Source organism: Pediococcus parvulus (genome assembly GCF_007990205.1).
GTDB lineage: Bacteria > Bacillota > Bacilli > Lactobacillales > Lactobacillaceae > Pediococcus > Pediococcus parvulus.
The window spans coordinates 19,148-36,782 of sequence record NZ_BJWE01000017.1 but is presented as its reverse complement, the minus strand read 5'-3'; the positions used below and the strand labels follow the sequence as shown (position 1 = coordinate 36,782).

Sequence of the window (17,635 nt, the reverse complement as noted above, 5' to 3'; positions counted from 1 at the left end):
CCGGTAATTCTGTACGTAAATATTGAAGGTCTACCTTTTTAAACTGGTAAACTTCAATAATCGGAATAATATATCCTGTATTTTTTTCTTTGAAGTAATCAAATATATCACCGTAATTATCGTGTTGAATCGTTTCCCCGATCGTAGCTAACTTATGTGCATTATCTATAATTGGGGCATCGCATTTGACAAACATTTCAATACCACCATTTTTTCCAGTAGTGTAAACAAAGGCTTGAAACGGATCATTAAAAAACTTTTTTCTATATTCAATGACTTTTTTGCCGCTTAAAATTTGCTTGACATATATCTTGTGAATTGATATTAGTAATGTAGGTAATAACGGGTCATAGACATCACATATTTTTTTAGGCATTTGATAAGAACTCGTTCATACAGTCAAAAAATTCTCCATGAATAACCTCATAACAATCAAAATTCTTATCATTTATAATATAACTAGCCATTATAATTTCCTTCTTTATAAAATGTGTTGGCATTAATTATAAAGTGATTAGAATGTATGTCAATGGTTATCATACTGTTTTAATTATTCAAATAAGGAGACGAGATATATGAACACAACTCAAAATTCTAACGATGCTGTTTCTTTTATCTACGAATGTCTTGTTGATAATCCAACGAACGTTTAACGAATGTGAATTTATACATTCAATATAAGCCAATAGCTTTAGTTACAAATAACTGTTGGCCATTGATTAATAAAAAGCGGTGCTCAAATCTCTAGATAAGAATTTGAACACCGTTTTTTTCGTTTATAGAGGCTACTCAATCTGAACTTCAAAATTTTTTTAAGCGTAATTCAACTCAAAATCACTGTTTTCGTAGTAATGGAGTTTCGTTGCAAACAGGTAATTGCTGACCAATCCTAATCCAATTGGTAACACAAGAAACATAATGGTTACCAAAATTATCGAGCCAGCTGTAACTTGTTCCATCCCGTTAAGTGCGGCAACAGGTCCGATTAATCCGGAGAAACCAAAGCCAGCACTCATTGCAGTTCCTTGAATATTCAAGACAGCCCCGAGGCCACCCAAAATTCCAGCGTTAATCATAATTGGCACAATTAATTTTGGGCGTGACATAATGTTTGCCATTTGCATCTTTGGTGATCCCAAGAAGTGGGCCAAGGAAGTCCCTACTGAGTTTACTTTCCACCCATAGATTGCCAAGGCAAATCCCGCTGCAACAATCCCTAAGTTTGCTGAACCAGCTGCCACGCCATGAATACTGATAGCTGCAGCAATACCGACCGATGAAATTGGTGAAATAATTAAAAGTGCAAAAACAATTCCTAATAAAACACCCATCAGTAATGGCTGTAAACTGGTTAATTGCATAATTCCAATACCGAGAAGTTTTGTAATCCCACTAACGGGACCCAACGTTAAAATCCCAATTCCGCCGGCAATCACCAGCACTAAAGTTGGAATTAATAAAATCGTGTAAGCTTTTAGCCGTTTGCCTAATAACAAAATCAGCACGTAACCAATCATAATGGTGATCGCAATATTGATCACATCTCCTGTACCGCTCACTAAAAATCCGTTGGTACCGACTTTAAAATTGCCAGCTCCCATCACCGCGGCTAAGGCAATTGAAGTGGTTTGAATCGGTGAAAATTTAGCCAGCATCCCCACGCACACTGCACTCACTGCTGGTAACAATACCATCGCGGCATTCGTCATCATCATAATACTACTGCCCGCTGGAAATACTGGTAATAGGGCAGTTAACAATTGATTCAATAACACGCTTGGGACTAACGCCACAATAATTCCAATTGATAATCCGTTTAAGGTATTCATCACAACTTCTTTACTAATTTTCTTGGTTTTAATCTGATCCATATCGACCACTCATCGTATTATGTGTTAGTTGACAGTTGATAACGCCTGTTTTGCTGCATAGTCTTGAATACGACTAATTGCCTTTTTTAAATCTTCCGTGCTAGCTGCATAGCTAATTCGGACGTAGCACCACCAGGACCAAACGAAGCTCCCGGAATCACAGCCACTTTTGCTTTTTTAGCCAAATCGTAACAGAACTTCCAACTATCTTGATTCAAAGTTGCTGGAATTTTGGCAAATAGGTAGAATGCCCCGTTAGGACTCGCACAGGTGAACCCGGCTTTAGTCAGACCTTCTAATAATAAATCACGCCGGGTTTGATAAACGGCGCGCATTTTCTGCCCATCATCCATCCCGTTTTCAAACGCTTCTTGAGCCGCAGCTTGGGCGTTTGTGGTTGCCGAAGTAATCGCAAATTGATGCACTTTGCCGATTTGAGTAATCACATCCGCTGGTCCACACAACAATCCAATTCGCCAACCGGTCATCGCGTGTGACTTGGAAACGCCGTTTAAAACAAGGGTTTGTTCTGGCAAAATGGTCCCCATTGAAACGTGGGTTCCTTCATAAGTTAGCTCACTATATATTTCGTCACTAATGACAAAAATATCGTATTTAGCAATAACGGCCGCGATTTTTTCGAGATCCTCACGTTGATAGGTTACGCCGGTTGGATTATTAGGAAAGTTAAGGACAACGGCCTTTACCGTATCCTTATTTGCTTCAATCGCGGCAGCCAACTTCTCTGGTGAAAGAATAAATCCATTATCGGAGGTATCCACGAAGATTGGCTTGGCACCATTTAACATCGTAATCGGAATATACAATGGGAAAATTGGCGTTGGCACAATTACCGTATCGCCCGCATTCAAAATTGCAGTTAACGACGAATAAATGGCTTCGGTGGCACCCGTTGTGACTAGGATTTGCGACTCTGGTTTGTAATCCAATGCATACTTTTGTTTCAAAAAGTTGGCAGCTGCTTTACGCAATCCTAACGTCCCCCGCGAATTAGTATAGTGGCTTTCATTATTTTCAATACTTCGAATTGCAGCAGCTTTAACGTGCTCCGGCGTATTAAAATCAGGTTCCCCTAACGTCAGTTTGACAATATCGGGAATCTCCGCAATTTCCTGATTAAACGCCAAAATATCTGAAGGCTTTAACTCTGCTAACTCTTTTTTCATGTGACCAATCAATTTACTCATGTCTCTTCCTCCTCATAAAATATAAAAACCCTTCCCAGTCACGATTAATGACTGAAAAGGGTTCAGTAACACTTTTATACCCCCGCACAGTCATTTACGTGATCTGTGCGGCCGGTTTTAGTTCACTCTAAAACGCTTTTGGCTCCCACAAATCACACATGGAAAAACCAAAAGTAATAACGACTGCTATTCAATTGAGTTTGTGGTTTAATTTTCATAATTAAAACTCCCTTGAATTGAAGATGTGTTTTTATCATACCATTTTAATTCTTTTAATCAAGCTATAATTTAAATTTTTTTCGATAAACTACCATTTGCTTGGATTCCAAGTTCGACCATCAACCTCACCCTGACTTTGAATTAAACGTTTTTGCTGCTCTTCAACTAAATCGAGTAAGGCTAGATAAAAGGCCCGATCCTCATACTGTTTACTCATTTTCGATAACTCTTTTAATTGTGCTTCTACCCATTCATTGGTATCCAATTTACTCATCCTCGTCATCTTTGATCATTGAAAGTGTCCAACCCAATTCTTCCAAATCTTCCCGATTATCCTGAATGGCCGTCAAAATCTGTGTTAATTTTTGCGAATCAGGTGAATCTGCTAGTTTTTGTTTGAGTTGATCTTCAAACCATAACTCACGTCCATGAAAATTTTGAAATTCAGCATTGGTAATATATTGTTGATAATCAATGACCAACCGTTGTTTCGCCGTCTCAGTTAAATAAGCAAACTGAAAGATTGAAAACGGAGGTAAATAAGTCATACCAGCTTTATTTGCCAACGCTTGGTAGGGACGTAATAATTCCGACAAGGTGAATTGTTCATCCCCACCAGCTACAAAACCACGCTGAGGATCGCCAGTGGAAACGACAATGCCCAGTTCCTTTTTAGCTAGTGCACGTTGAGTTCCGTATACAAAATTACGGTTTAACACCTCATCTTCCCACTGTTTTAAAACAGCCGGTGCGCTATACCAATACAATGGAAATTGAAAAATAATCCGATCATGTTTTTGTAGCAAAGCCTGTTCAGCAGCCACATCAAAATGAGGTTGGGTCACGTCCAATACATGCCACGTCACATCTTCCATTTTAGTGAGACTAGTTTTTAGGAATTTTTGAGTTCCAGACTCAATCAATTTTGGATGAGCCACAATAATTAAAGTTTTCACGCTTATATCCCTCTTGTTTAAAATAACTTAATTTGCCGTTTTTCATAGGCTGTCCACAGTTTCTTTTGCAGTGTCGGCCATGCCATCGTCGCCAGTTTCTCGACAGGGACCACCTGACCAGCAAAATGACTCAAGTCTGGTTGATTCTGAAGTTCAGCACTTACTAATGTGACGTGCCACTTTTGATGTGTAAACGTGTGATTTACAATCGGTGCATCCACGAATTGAAGGTCAGCTTTAATTTCAGTGTCGGCCAGAAATTTATTTTCAGCGGCTTCGATAACCATGTCATCAGTCAAATCAGGATTCTCCACTTTTAACTGATCTGTATCTATCAGCGGAAATAGCCACAACTTGGCTAGTAGTTCATTGCTGGCACGTTGCTGAAAAAGGTAACCTTTAGGGGTTTGCAAAACTAACGCAAAGTAGTGTTTATCAACTGGTTTCAAGCGTTTCGAACGGACTGGAAATTCAGCCACACGCCCATCTATGTACGCCTGATTAAATTCTCGAACTGGTGAATGGACATTATCTGGATTCTTGGCTGTCATAAAGCTCGCGCCCAAATCCATAATAGCCTGATTAAAATCACCTGGCCGATCAGCAGGTATAATGTGGCGAATTGCATCCTCAAATATACCACGCGTTTGCGGTTTCGTAATGTCTGCTTCAATTTCTAAAAGTTGAGAAAATACCCGAAACGCATTGCCGTCCACTGCGGGTTCCGGTTGATTAAACGCAATACTCGCAATGGCACCCGCCGTGTATGGTCCAATCCCAACGAGTTCCTGTAATTCGGCTTTAGTTTGCGGCCACTGACCGTCATAATCTGCCAATAGTTGTTGAGCGGCTCGCTGCATATTGCGCACCCGGGAATAGTAGCCCAGGCCTTCCCATGCTTTCAGTAATTGATCTTCGGGCGCTTGCGCCAGCGCTTCAATCGTTGGAAACTGCTTCATAAAACGTTGATAATACGGAATTACCGTAGCTACCTGTGTTTGTTGGAGCATGATTTCTGAAACCCAAATGTGATAAGGTTCATGATCTTGACGCCAGGGAAGGTCACGGCAATTGGCATCATACCAATTTAGTAAGGTGACTCGAAACTCTTTAATTTTTTTATCTGACCATTTAATCATTTTGAAGATTCCTCACAGCTTTTCTGCCTGTTTTTAAAAGTTGTTCATTAATAAATTCCGAAGTGAATCGTTGCAATGGCGTCACAGTATGGCGGCGATTAAATGGCATTTTTTCAACTTCGATTACGGTCACAAACAAATTATTTTCTGTTAAAAATACTTGTCCATTTCGCTTAAACTTGCCTTTAGTATGTTTGCCTGTTCGCCAATCATGAGGTTTTACCTGACCGGACTCGTCTGTTTTAAACTCATAGTTACCAGAACGATTTTTAACCACTGGGATTCCAGTATATCGATAAACTTCATATTTGTCTTTCAAGTCGTTTTGTCCTCCATTTAGGTTCAGTTCAAAATATACACTAAATTCAAAAATTTTAACAATCACCAAAACCACCTTGTACGAAAAAAATGAATATGCTACACTTTTATTATCATTTACACGGAAAGGAGCACGTTTATGTCAGTCATTTCAACATCTAATCATCTTGCTGACTACCTCGATTTTTTGGGGATCGTTTGTGCGGAATCGTACATTTTGAAGGCTAACGGGACCAGTCTGTCCATTTTTAACCCTCAATCTAACTATGCGACCGTTCAAATGCGTGCTTAATTATGAGCCACAATTGAATTTCTTTAAGGCGGATCGTACTTTCGACTCGCCTTTTTTGATGGTCGCTACACACTTATAGGAGTGACATCATGGAAACTAAATTTTCAAATCATTTATCAGTTAAACGCACCATCCACGCCAACTATCATTATAGTTTTTGGGCATTTTTTAGCATTACCAGCCTCTGGGTCATTTATTTGACCCAACATGGCATGAGCTTAATTCAAGTCGGTCTCCTTGAAAGCATCTTTCACGTTGCCAGTCTTTTATTTGAAGTACCATCTGGGACGTTGGCCGATCGCTTTTCCTACAAAACAGTTTTAATTATGGGTCGGATCATGGCAATCCTATCTGGATTTCTCTTTTTATCGGGAGCCGGCTTTTGGTGGTTTGCGCTAGCGTTTATCATTCAAGCATTTTCTTATAATTTGAACTCTGGCACCAACGAAGCCCTCATTTTTGAGACTCTCAAGACCGACCATTTAGAGAAACACTATCTCAAAATCACAGCCAATCTCAACGCCATTTATGAACTGGCTGACATGTTGGGACTGATTGTCGCCGGATTCTTTGTGCATTGGCATTTCGAACTAACCTACGTCATTTATATTTTTACGTCTCTTTTGGCCATTATTGCAATTTTGCGAATGCAAGAACCTCATTCTTCAACAACTAGCGAAACCGACTCACCGACAAGCTTTGCCACAATCCTGAAAACTAGCTGGCAGTTTATGACTAGTCATCCCGTCACTACTGGTTTAATGCTGTTTCTGGCCTGCTATGAGGCAATTGGCACTACCTACTTTTTTTATTTTCAAACCCTCATGACCCACTACCATTTTTCGGGATGGCAAATTAGTATGATCATTGTGATTGCCGCCTGCTTTAACATTTTGGGTGCCAAAAGTGCACCGACACTGGAAAATCACTGGTCGAAACGCCGGCTCATTGTTGGTCTGGTCTGTTTAATGATTGTCGGCCTCTTACTCAGTATTTTTCAACACATCCTTATTTTAACCGGCTGTTTTGTCCTAATTGGCTTGGTAACCGCAGTGGTAGAACCAATTTTCAATGATTTTTTACAACAACAAATTCCATCAAACGCACGTGCCACCTTACTCAGCGTTATGAGCATGATGTTTAGCCTAGTTATGATTGCACTGTTTCCAGTTGTGGGGGCCTTAATCACTTGGCTGCAGTTTGGGACAACATTTTTCATCATCGGTATTTGTCTTTTGTTTATTGGATTAATTATATATGCTGACCATTTTATGAAAGTATAGAAAAAAGAATTAGCGAAAATAACACATTTTCGTTAATTCTTTTATTTAATTTGAGCAACTTTACAAGCCGTTCAATATTCAATTTTTACTTCAATAACTTCTCAGCTGCAGCCTTTAAGTCGGAATCATTCATGTCTTCCCACTTTGCGGCCTGCTCAGATGTTGCATCGGTATTATGATTGTTGCTATCCATGACTTTGTCCCACATTGCATCACGCAATGGAGTTGCATCGTCACTCCAGTCAAAAATATCTTTGGTTGCCGTGTCTAAAAGCGCGGTTTTTTCTACATAAGCTGTTGCTGCCATATCAAAAACCTCCAATTATATTTTTGGGTGAAGCACAGTAATCTTTCAGTAGCCACCAAGTACCACTTCCGGCTTGCTGTGTAGTCTGTCTTAGTTTAGAATACCCCAACACCCTTGTTATAACACTAATTTTGAAAACTGGCGTAAAAAAGCACTTTTTATTTTCAACTCTCTCAAAAAAGGGGTAACCGCTCCGTTCCCGGAATGCGTTTACCCCTTTTCATTTAATTACGCTTTGATCGCATCATCATCAAACAATGGTGTATCAATTGTTTCGATATACTTAGCAGCTTGTGGTTTGGCATATAATTCTTCGTCATCTTTCACGAATAATTTCAAACCTGCTAATTGTGTCATTGCAGTTTTTACTGCGGGGGCCTCTAACCCTTCATTCACATACTTCAACTTAATGTGACGTACCTTGCCGAGACTGCTTACGAATTCCATATCTAATTGTTTCATATTTGGATCCTCCTTGATTTTTGATGTACACAGTAGTTTTTGAGCGGGATTTTTTTATTTTTAGTTGTTTACAATTTTTTCTGTAGTTGTGACAGTTGCAAAATCAAATTTATCGTTTGAAACTGCTTCAAGAACGCTGCCTAAGCCTTTGATCTGATCGTCAGTGACAGTTTCTGGCATATTAGCGAAACTTCGTTTGAGACCTTCTTCATGACCTTCACCTGACATTGTTACTGCAATAGCAGTCTTTAACCAATTCTTTTCCATTTTGATACCCTCCAAGTTTTCTTTTCATTTTAGTAAGTGTCGCGACGGCTTACATATACTAATAACGTTTCAGGATGCCAAATGTAAACAAAAAAATTAAAAAAAGTGAAAAATTGCCTGTTTTGATTCTGAACATAGCGTACTGCGTGGGGTTCCCCCCCCCTTACGGTCTTCGCCTGCTGCTTTCCGCTGAGCCTTAGGACAGCTCGAGAAAGCAAAAAAGGACCCATAAGAAAACCTCTCGCGGGATTGCGATCCCGCATCCGGTTCTTCGCCTGCCTTTTTCCGCCGAGCCTTAGGACAGCTCGGCAAAACGATAAAAGGGAAAATATAAGCCTGCCTACTGCGGGGAGTCCCCCGCTTACGGCACGCATCCGGTCTTCGCCTGCTGCTTTCCGCTGAGCCTTAGGACAGCTCGAGAAAGCAAGAAAGGACCCATAAGAAAACCTCCCGCGGGATTGCGATCCCGCATCCGGTTCCCTTATGGGTCCTTTCTTACCGCTTTCTCTCGCTCACTTTTACCTAAACGGGTCATAAAATCTTCCCGCATTCAGCTTAAACAAACAAATCCCAATCACAACCACCAACGCAATCACCATCAACGCCGCAAAGTCACTTCTCTTCATCGGCTTTTCCGCATACCAACTGCGCTTCTTCAACTTTCCAAATCGACGCAATTCCATCGCCTGACTTATCGTCTCAATCCGATCCAAACTCGTAAATATCAACGGCAACAATATCTGTGCCGCCGCCTTCACCCTATGCGTCAACTTTCCCTTTTTAGAAATCTCATTTCCACGCGCCTGCTGGGCCTTACTAATCTGACGATAATCATTCTGCACATCCGGAATATACCTCAATGCCAATGACACCGCATAACTAATCCGATACGAAACCCCAATTCTATTCAAACTCGATGAAAATTCACTCGGATTCGTCGTCATCAAAAACACCAACGCCAACGGCACCGTAAAAATATACTTCAAAAACAAATTAAACTCGTAAAACAGCTGCTCCCACGTCAAATTGTACGGGCCCACTCCCTGCCAAATCACATGCTCCGACCCATACAAATGCACACCATACTGCGGTCCAAATATATACACTGCAATTAGATTCAACACTGAAAACGCCGTAATAAAGCTCAATATAAAAGAAACTTCATGAAATTTAATCCCAGACAGCCGAAATAACGCCAATGAACCAATCGTCAACACCAGTAAAAAACGAGTGTCAAAGCTCACCATTCCAATCACGGATAACGCAATCAAACCAATTAATTTGGTTGTTCCAGTCAAATGATCCACAAAGTTATCACGTTGTTTATAACCAATCAAAACATTGTTATTCATTCGTCTGAACCACCTTTTCTTGATTGATAAAGCTCGCAATCAAAGCTTCTGGATCAACTTTGATCCGTTGCGCCAATGTAAACAAACTCGTTTCCACTAATGACGCCTGTTTCAAGAGATCCAAATTTGCGAAGAGTTTCATCGGCTGATCATCATAAGCAATCACACCGTTATTTAGCACCACAACGCGATCTGTATATTCCATCATTAAATGCATATCATGGGTAATAAAAATCACCGAAATACCAATTTTACGATTTAAGTCACGAATAAATGTCATCATCTCTGTATAATGTTGCCAATCTTGACCCGCGGTTGGTTCATCTAAAATCAGTAGCTCCGGATTCAAAACCAAAATTGCGGCAATCGTGACCCGCTTTTTCTGACCAAAACTCAACGCCGAGATTGGCCAATGACGAAACTCAAACAAGCCGCAAACCTTCAACGTTTCAGCAACGCGCCTTTCAATTTCATCTGGAGCAACTGCCCGCAAAGTCAGGCCTAGCGCCACTTCCTCAGAAACAGTATTCTTTGAAATCATCATGTTAGGATCCTGCAAGACATACCCAATATGATCGGCACGTTCTTTAATCGACGCCTCATTAATCGAATGACCATTCAAAACCAAATCACCCGAGCTTTGGTGAAGAAAGCCAGTAATAATGTTACTTAATGTCGTTTTACCAACGCCATTGCGACCTACTAGGCTCACCATTTCACCCGCATTAATGTTTAAGTTTAATTTATTTAAAACCTGTTTCGAATCATAACTAAATGAAATATTATTAGCTTGTAGCATCGGTTTAACATCCATTGTTTGGACTCGAGCCTGTTGTGGTTTAACCCAGGCCTGTAATGCACTGATCGTACTTGCCGACAATGCTACTTTACCCACACTATCCACATCAGCCACCTGAGTTAGATCGATTCCCGCGTATTTTAACGCAGACAAATACAAGGGTTCACGTAATCCCAGTTTAGCTAAAATACCACTTTTCAAAATTGTATTTGGCGTGTCATTGGCGACCAGTTTTCCCTGATCAATTAAGATAATCCGATCAACCGGCCGATATAAAACATCTTCAATCCGGTGCTCAATAATAACCGTGGTTGTTGCTCCATTTTTTTGCATATCATCAATTAACTCAATCGATTCCCGTCCCGCAATCGGATCTAAACTGGCCAGTGGCTCGTCAAATAAAAGGATTTTACCTTCATCCACTAAAACACCAGCCATTGAAACCCGTTGTTTTTGGCCACCGGAGATTTCTTGAGGATGATTATTCAAAATTGCGGGGATTTTCAGCTGTTTCGCCCAATCCTTCGCTTTTTGTTTTAAAACCGACTGATCCTCGGCATCATTTTCCAATGCAAACGCAATATCTTCAGCCACCGTCAATCCCACAAATTGGGTATCTGGATCCTGCAAAACTGTCCCGACACGCAAAGAAAGGTCAAAGATCGTTTGATCCGTGACCGATTCTCCGTTTATGAAAATTTTACCGCTTAGTTCTCCGGGATAAGCTGACGGAATCAAACCGTTCATCAGCCGACTAATCGTGGTTTTTCCTGAACCCGACGCCCCGGCAATCAAAACCTTTTCACCAGGATAAATATCAAAACTCAGATGATGGAGCGTCGGTTCCGACTGACTTTGATACTGAAAGCTCACATCCTGAAAGCTAATAATTGGTTTCTTCATAAAATTAAGACTCTTTCTTTAAACTGCCTTTCTTGGAACGGGTCCGTGCGTAAGCAACCAACAAAATGGTTCCTAAAATTCCAACTGAAAGCGCATTGCAAATAATTGACGTAATTCCTTGTAAATAAACTTTGGAAGCTGGTTCAGAATAAACGAGCACATCACCAGTTGGTGCAATTATACCCCAGACCAAGATACTAATGACGATTTGGTAAACGTTGAAAAGCACTAATTTACGCGCCGTTAAATCACCGTTTTCAATGTTTAAATATTTTTTAGTTAAACCAAATAAAATACCATAGATGCCATCGGCCACGATCCAAGTCCACCATGGTTCGCCCCAAGTTAAGTCATTAAACATATGCCCTAAAAAGGCAATCAGTCCACCCGCAACGGGACCAAAAATTGCACCCATTAAAGCTAAAAATCCGTAAGCCAAATTAACATTCGTGTCTGGAACACCAGTTGGAATTGGAATATAACGCATTAAAACGAAGAAAATTGCCGTTCCGATTCCGATTGCCACAACCGTTCTAACTGAAATACCTTGTTTTTTGTTCATAAGTCTCTCTCCCTTATACCCAAAATAGTTTTTAAATTTTGTTTCCTAAGTATAAAAAAACGCCTTTACTTCAATTTGAAGTAAAGGACGTTTGACCGCGGTGCCACCTTTATTTGAACGCAAAAACGTTCATCTCGATTCATAAGGATTTTTACACCCGCAGCTTAAAGTTTAATTTCACTGCAATGCTCCCAGACCATTTTCGGCACAGCTTCATTACTAGTTTTCACTATCCTAGCTCTCTTTAAAATCCGCTTTGTTCCTACTTATCTGTTCACAGCATTTTTTAATATTCTGAATAGCTTTGATAATACTCCAAAACGAACTTTATGGCAAGACCCTTCTATAAAAATACGGATTAAATTTTTATGTTACACAAAACACTCCAAATTGTACAGTGACCCAGAACCTTTAAATATGCTTAATCAAAAGAACGCATGATTCAAGCTCACTGAACAGCTTTTTTATTGTTTTTCAACACGACGAATCTCCCAACTAGCTATCCCCGTTTTACGCATATAAACATTTAAATCTTGATTTTTTACTACTGTAACGTAATATGCATTCTCGTCAGAGCCCCCTTGAAAATCCGAGGTATCATTAACTCTATCTTTGCTAGACAGACTTCTTAAAAAGATATATGTATCCTGATTATTAGCAACAGCTTTCATTTGCTTGTAATTTTTTCCCCTAATCATACTATTCATCTTAGAATTCACTTGATTAACGGTATACATATCAGAATTTAAATATATGTATGCAGCCACGCCACATATGATAAGAACTAACACTCCAAATATTGACAACCATCTTTTCTTCTTCATATACACCCCTCCACTATGAAGATAACACATTTCTTAATAACATAAGAACAATTATTCTGTGAAGTTGACTAAGATATGCACTTTTGATCTTGTGTTTTGACTTAAAAAAATAGCAAATTGGGAGTCCAGAGACGACCTTTTTGTAAAGTGAACCCCCAGTATTGGATTTTGGTCCAATACTGGGGGTTCGCATCAATCATTCGTTATTTCATAAAATATATTTTAATTAAGCATTTTTACCAATTGTCTTACGACGCGTAACTTTCTTTGCAGCTTCAACATCTGAGTCTTTGAAACCAAATGCCCATGTGCAGGCAAAAGCGACAACTAAAGTCACAATCGTTGCGATCCAGAAATTAATCTGGTTACTAATTCCACCACCAAATTTAGCAGGTGTAAAGAATGATGGGAACCCAATAATTGAACCCGTGAACCCATACATATTAACGTTTAGTAATCCAGTTACCAAACCACCGGCAGCAGCCCCAATGTTAGCCGTCAAGAACGCTCGGCCATATTTCAAGTTAATACCATAAATAGAAGGTTCAGTAATTCCGACGAAGGCTGAAATCGCTGCAGCACCAGAAAGCTCTTTAACTGAAGCAATCTTTGATTTGATCATAATTGCTAATACAGCAGCACCTTGAGCCACCATGGTCATTGACACAATTGCATTTAAATAACTGTACCCTTTAGAAGCGATATCGTTAGCAATTAGCGGTACAATCGCCCAATGCAATCCGAAAATAACCAAAATCTGATAGAAACCACCGATTAACAACCCGGCAATTGGGTAATTGAACTTCAATACAGCATCTAAAACTACGGAAATTCCAGTACTGATTAAAGTGATAATCGGGCCCACGACAATCATGATCAAAGCAGACACAATCATGACTTCAAATAATGGTACGAAGATCATTTGGAGAATTTGTGGAATCCATTTCTTCAACCAAATTTCAATATAATGTGCCATCCATGCTCCCGCAATGATGGGAAAAATGGTATAGGTATAATTTACCAAATGGATTGGTAAGCCAAACAAATTTGTGTTCAAAGCCATTCCTAACAAATGTCCTGTTACTTTTGTGCCAGTGGCAATTGAGAATAATGAAGGATAAATTAATACGCCACCAATAATAGCCATAATCACAGGATTAGCTTTCAACCGTTGAGCGGCCGTAAACCCAACAATGACCGGTAAGAAGTAAAAGGCCGAATCACCCATGGCAGAAATAATCACATAAGTTTGTGAAGTCACGGTTGTCCAGTTAAAGTAAACTGCCATCTGTAGTAGTCCTTTTAAGATACCACTAGCAGCCAACAACCCAATAACCGGCATCATGGAACCGGTAATAACACCAATTAACGAATCAAACCCATCCTTAACTTTTTGTGTGAAGCTCCGATTATCTGGTTCCTTCGCAGCAGCTTCTGTCTCTGCAACAGCTGCTGCAGTAGCATCAGGATCCGCGAATTCTTGACCTAACTGTGCAATAACTGCGTCATAAACATCGCTCACAGCTGCGCCAATTACTACCTGATATTGGCCTTGTGCATGCCGAACCGAAATAACCCCATCCAAATTTTGAATGACATCATCTTTAGCAAGACTTTCATCTTTTAAATAAAACCGAAGACGTGTAATACAATGAATCAAACTTTTGACGTTACTCTTACCACCAACATTTTCAATAATGTCGGAAGCAAGTTTTGTGTAGTCCTTTGCCATTTTAAAAACCTCCCCTAATTTTTAACAGTTACTGAACCAACTTGTGATTTTGCTGTTGTATCACCAGCTGTTAGATCTAAATGATCTAACTTATCAGCCGAATTTGTGATGACAACAATGATCACATCATCAAGTCCGGCATCCCTAACCTGATCCAAATCCATGGTGGCAATTGCATCACCACCGTTGACAATATCCCCAACTTTGACGCTGATGGTAAATGGTGCGCCTTTTAAATCAACAGTATCGACACCCATATGAACCAAAACCTCAAGTCCATTGGCCATTTTGATTCCTAGAGCATGCTTTGTACTGGCAACCATCGTGACAGTACCTGCAACTGGGCTCACAATGCGGCCATCACTAGGCTTCACTCCTAGCCCTTCGCCCATTGCTTTTTGTGCAAACACCGGATCACTGACTTCACTAAGGTCAATTACCTTTCCTGTAACCGGAGCATAGATGGTGTTATCCTCAGCGACCTTCTTCTTTTTTCCAAATCCAAACATTTGTATCCCTCCCATCTGGATAATTACTTTTTAGTTTTATAAAGCGCTTTCTTAACAACAGAGTCATCATACAACTTGTATATACATGATGTCAACTATCTTGCTTTATTTTTATTTAACTCCACTATTAGTGTATGTTCACACATTGATAGTAGAAAATTTTCCTTTACAACTTGTCTATACTAGTTTAAATGTGGTAGAATGGAAGCGCTTTAGGAGGCGAGCAGTTATGCGAAACAAATTTGGTGCCATCTATCACGATTTAGCTAACAAAATTATTCATCACATCTATCCTGTGGGAACATACCTGCCTAGTGAAACTCAATTAGCCGAATTATATGGAACATCTCGAGAAACGATTCGAAAAGCTTTGGCTGAACTGCTGACAAACGGTTTCATTCAAAAAATCCGTGGCAAAGGTTCGGTTGTTTTAAACCTACAGCGTTTCAACTTTCCAGTATCCGGAATTACATCTTATAAGGAATTAAATAATTCATTACACATGCATTCAAAAACTGAAGTGCTGTGCATTGAAGATCAGCATGTGCCCCTTGAAAATTTCGATTATCAATCTGATCAAAACTTACCCGCCACATTCGTCGAGCGTTTGCGGACAATTGATGATAATCCAATCGTTCTCGACCGCGACTACGTTTTAAAGTCTGTGGTTCCCAATATCTCACACGCTGTTGCAGCAGATTCTTTGTATAATTATTTTGAAAATAAACTAGGGTTGATCATTAGTTACGCCACCAAAACGATTACTGTGGAACATCCTTCAAAGGAGGTCGCACGTTTGCTGGCATTAGGCGACCATCAAGACGTAGTGGTCGTTCGCAGTCAGACCTATTTGGAAGACACCACGCTGTTTGAATTTACCGAATCAATTCATCGACCCGACAAGTTTAATTTTGTTGATTTTGCTCGTCGTCAAAAAATTAATTAAGGGAGTGTACTGAAAATGACTTTTCAAGATAAAGTAATCTATCAAATTTATCCAAAATCTTTTTATGATAGTGATGGCGATGGTATCGGTGATTTACGTGGTATTATTGCCAAAATTAGTTACCTTAAAAAATTGAACATTGATATGATCTGGTTCAATCCTTTTTTTGTTTCACCACAAAACGATAATGGTTATGATATTGCCGATTATTATAAAGTCGACCCTACTTTTGGCACCATGGCGGACTTTGAAGAGTTAGCGGCCAAATTGAAGGAAGCCCACATCGGCATCATGCTAGATATGGTTTTAAATCACACTTCCACCGATCATGAGTGGTTCCAAAAAGCTTTGGCCGGCGATAAAAAGTATCAGGCTTTTTATTATCTTCGCGATCCAAAACCAAATGGCGATTTACCAACCAACTGGGAATCTAAATTTGGCGGCCCCGCCTGGGGAAAATTTGGCAACACGGGAAAATACTATTTACACCTCTACGATCCTACGCAAGCAGATCTCGATTGGCATAATCCTGAAGTTCGACAAGAGCTTTATAAAGTAATCAATTTTTGGCGAGCAAAGGGCGTTCATGGTTTTCGTTTTGATGTCATCAATGTCACTGGTAAAGAAACTAAATTAGTTGACGCCCCTACTGACGTTGCCAGCAAGACGCTTTACACTGATACGCCTGTTGTTCAAGACTATCTTAAAGAAATGAATACAGCTAGTTTTGGACAAGACCCCGATGCCATCACGGTCGGCGAAATGTCTTCAACGTCCATTGCCAACAGTGTGCAATACACCTTACCAGCCAACCATGAATTAACGATGGTTTTTACTTTCCATCATCTAAAAGTCGATTATGCCAATGGCGAAAAATGGACAAAGGCACCATTTGATTTTATGAAACTCAAGCAGATTTTGAACGACTGGCAAATTGGCATGGCAAAGGGTGGCGGCTGGAACGCGCTTTTTTGGAATAATCATGACCAGCCACGTGCGCTTAATCGATTTGGCGATCCGGTCCATTATCGAGCAAAATCCGCCGAAATGTTAGCGACCACCATGCATTTGTTGCGAGGAACTCCTTATATTTATATGGGTGAAGAAATTGGGATGAGCGATCCAGACTATACCTCAATGGCAGATTACGTTGATATTGAATGTAAGAATGCCTACAAAGAACTCTTGGCAGCAGGAAAATCCGCCACAGAAGCCTTTGAAATTGTAAAAACTAAGTCTCGCGATAACAGTCGAACACCCATGCAATGGGACAATTCAGAATATGCCGGTTTTTCAACTCACAAACCTTGGTTGATGCCCACTAACCAGGCAGAAGTGAATGTAAAAGACGAATTAGTAACTGGCGAAATCTTTGCTTACTATCAAAAATTAATCAAATTACGCAAAACACAACCCATTATCTCACTTGGTGATTTTAAGCCTCTGTTAGAAAATGATCCGCAGGTTTTTGCGTACTTAAGAGATTATAAAGGTCAAACACTAGTAGTTTTGAATAATTTTTATGGCAAATCAACCACTGTTCAATTACCAGATTCATTAGCTAATCGGAGTGGTAAAATATTAATTTCAAACTACCCAGAGCAGACAACGGTTGGACCCAAAATTGAGCTTAAACCTTATCAATCAACTGCTCTTCTATTGAATTAAATACTCATTTCCCCAATA

General features: G+C 39.9%; 19 protein-coding genes, 1 pseudogene and 1 other annotated feature. Of the genes and pseudogenes, 4 read left to right on the top strand and 16 right to left on the bottom strand.

Annotated features, from left to right (window positions below):
• From PPA04_RS05095 to PPA04_RS05065, 7 genes and pseudogenes are all read right to left on the bottom strand, one after another.
• Positions 1–376 (bottom strand): hypothetical protein (locus PPA04_RS05095; protein ID WP_147206735.1); only part of this gene is annotated, 376 nt, incomplete at its 3' end.
• Between the two features lie 436 nt (positions 377–812).
• Positions 813–1,871, bottom strand: a complete 1,059-nt coding sequence (locus PPA04_RS05090; protein WP_057784210.1) for a PTS sugar transporter subunit IIC — start codon at positions 1,869–1,871, stop codon at positions 813–815.
• A 24-nt stretch (positions 1,872–1,895) separates the two neighbouring features.
• A pseudogene (locus PPA04_RS05085) lies at positions 1,896–3,079 on the bottom strand (aminotransferase class I/II-fold pyridoxal phosphate-dependent enzyme).
• A gap of 307 nt (positions 3,080–3,386) precedes the next feature.
• A complete protein-coding gene (locus PPA04_RS05080) occupies positions 3,387–3,572 on the bottom strand; it encodes a hypothetical protein (protein ID WP_068806733.1) in 186 nt (61 codons plus the stop codon).
• Positions 3,565–4,254 (bottom strand): NAD(P)H-dependent oxidoreductase, encoded by a 690-nt coding sequence (locus PPA04_RS05075; protein WP_057784207.1) that lies wholly within the window; start codon positions 4,252–4,254, stop codon positions 3,565–3,567. The genes PPA04_RS05080 and PPA04_RS05075 overlap by 8 nt, the downstream gene beginning before the upstream one ends.
• 17 nt (positions 4,255–4,271) lie before the next feature.
• Positions 4,272–5,393, bottom strand: a complete 1,122-nt coding sequence (mutY, locus tag PPA04_RS05070; protein WP_057784205.1) for an A/G-specific adenine glycosylase — start codon at positions 5,391–5,393, stop codon at positions 4,272–4,274.
• A complete protein-coding gene (locus PPA04_RS05065) occupies positions 5,386–5,712 on the bottom strand; it encodes a DUF7671 family protein (RefSeq protein ID WP_057784216.1) in 327 nt (108 codons plus the stop codon). Before PPA04_RS05065 ends, mutY begins: the two co-directional genes overlap by 8 nt.
• Positions 5,713–5,850: 138 nt before the next feature.
• Here PPA04_RS05065 and PPA04_RS09560 point away from each other — a divergent pair, with 138 nt between their 5' ends.
• Positions 5,851–6,003 carry a hypothetical protein gene (locus tag PPA04_RS09560; protein ID WP_157077524.1) on the top strand — a complete coding sequence of 51 codons (153 nt, stop codon included), beginning with the start codon at positions 5,851–5,853 and terminating at the stop codon, positions 6,001–6,003.
• 89 nt (positions 6,004–6,092) lie between these two features.
• Entirely contained in the window at positions 6,093–7,286 is a 1,194-nt protein-coding gene (locus PPA04_RS05060) for an MFS transporter (protein WP_057784203.1), read from the top strand.
• A gap of 85 nt (positions 7,287–7,371) precedes the next feature.
• On the opposite strand, the gene PPA04_RS05055 is transcribed toward PPA04_RS05060, so the two are convergent.
• The 9 genes from PPA04_RS05055 to PPA04_RS05015 all read right to left on the bottom strand — a co-directional run bounded on the left by PPA04_RS05055 (position 7,372) and on the right by PPA04_RS05015 (position 15,003).
• A complete protein-coding gene (locus PPA04_RS05055) occupies positions 7,372–7,593 on the bottom strand; it encodes a P8 family protein (protein WP_057784201.1) in 222 nt (73 codons plus the stop codon).
• Between the two features lie 228 nt (positions 7,594–7,821).
• The gene (locus PPA04_RS05050) at positions 7,822–8,055 is read right to left on the bottom strand and encodes a DUF2922 domain-containing protein (protein WP_057784200.1); all 234 of its coding nucleotides are present in this window, start codon (positions 8,053–8,055) and stop codon (positions 7,822–7,824) included.
• Positions 8,056–8,115: 60 nt separating this feature from the next.
• Positions 8,116–8,322 (bottom strand): DUF1659 domain-containing protein, encoded by a 207-nt coding sequence (locus PPA04_RS05045; RefSeq protein ID WP_057784198.1) that lies wholly within the window; start codon positions 8,320–8,322, stop codon positions 8,116–8,118.
• Positions 8,323–8,840: 518 nt separating this feature from the next.
• Positions 8,841–9,674, bottom strand: a complete 834-nt coding sequence (locus PPA04_RS05040) for an energy-coupling factor transporter transmembrane component T family protein (RefSeq protein ID WP_057784194.1) — start codon at positions 9,672–9,674, stop codon at positions 8,841–8,843.
• The gene (locus PPA04_RS05035; RefSeq protein ID WP_057784192.1) at positions 9,667–11,376 is read right to left on the bottom strand and encodes an ABC transporter ATP-binding protein; all 1,710 of its coding nucleotides are present in this window, start codon (positions 11,374–11,376) and stop codon (positions 9,667–9,669) included. Before PPA04_RS05035 ends, PPA04_RS05040 begins: the two co-directional genes overlap by 8 nt.
• Positions 11,377–11,380: 4 nt before the next feature.
• Complete coding sequence (locus tag PPA04_RS05030; RefSeq protein ID WP_057784190.1) at positions 11,381–11,938, bottom strand: ECF-type riboflavin transporter substrate-binding protein; 558 nt, start codon at positions 11,936–11,938, stop codon at positions 11,381–11,383.
• A gap of 80 nt (positions 11,939–12,018) precedes the next feature.
• Positions 12,019–12,225 (bottom strand) — a binding site (T-box leader).
• Positions 12,226–12,402: 177 nt separating this feature from the next.
• Positions 12,403–12,762, bottom strand: a complete 360-nt coding sequence (locus tag PPA04_RS05025) for a hypothetical protein (RefSeq protein WP_057784188.1) — start codon at positions 12,760–12,762, stop codon at positions 12,403–12,405.
• Positions 12,763–12,988: 226 nt separating this feature from the next.
• The gene (locus tag PPA04_RS05020) at positions 12,989–14,494 is read right to left on the bottom strand and encodes a PTS transporter subunit EIIC (RefSeq protein WP_057784185.1); all 1,506 of its coding nucleotides are present in this window, start codon (positions 14,492–14,494) and stop codon (positions 12,989–12,991) included.
• Between the two features lie 14 nt (positions 14,495–14,508).
• Positions 14,509–15,003 carry a PTS sugar transporter subunit IIA gene (locus PPA04_RS05015; protein ID WP_057784183.1) on the bottom strand — a complete coding sequence of 165 codons (495 nt, stop codon included), beginning with the start codon at positions 15,001–15,003 and terminating at the stop codon, positions 14,509–14,511.
• A 229-nt stretch (positions 15,004–15,232) separates the two neighbouring features.
• Here PPA04_RS05015 and treR point away from each other — a divergent pair, with 229 nt between their 5' ends.
• Entirely contained in the window at positions 15,233–15,949 is a 717-nt protein-coding gene (gene treR / locus PPA04_RS05010; protein ID WP_057784181.1) for a trehalose operon repressor, read from the top strand.
• Between the two features lie 15 nt (positions 15,950–15,964).
• Positions 15,965–17,617, top strand: a complete 1,653-nt coding sequence (gene treC / locus PPA04_RS05005) for an alpha,alpha-phosphotrehalase (RefSeq protein ID WP_057784179.1) — start codon at positions 15,965–15,967, stop codon at positions 17,615–17,617.
• The last annotated feature ends 18 nt before the right edge of the window (positions 17,618–17,635 follow it).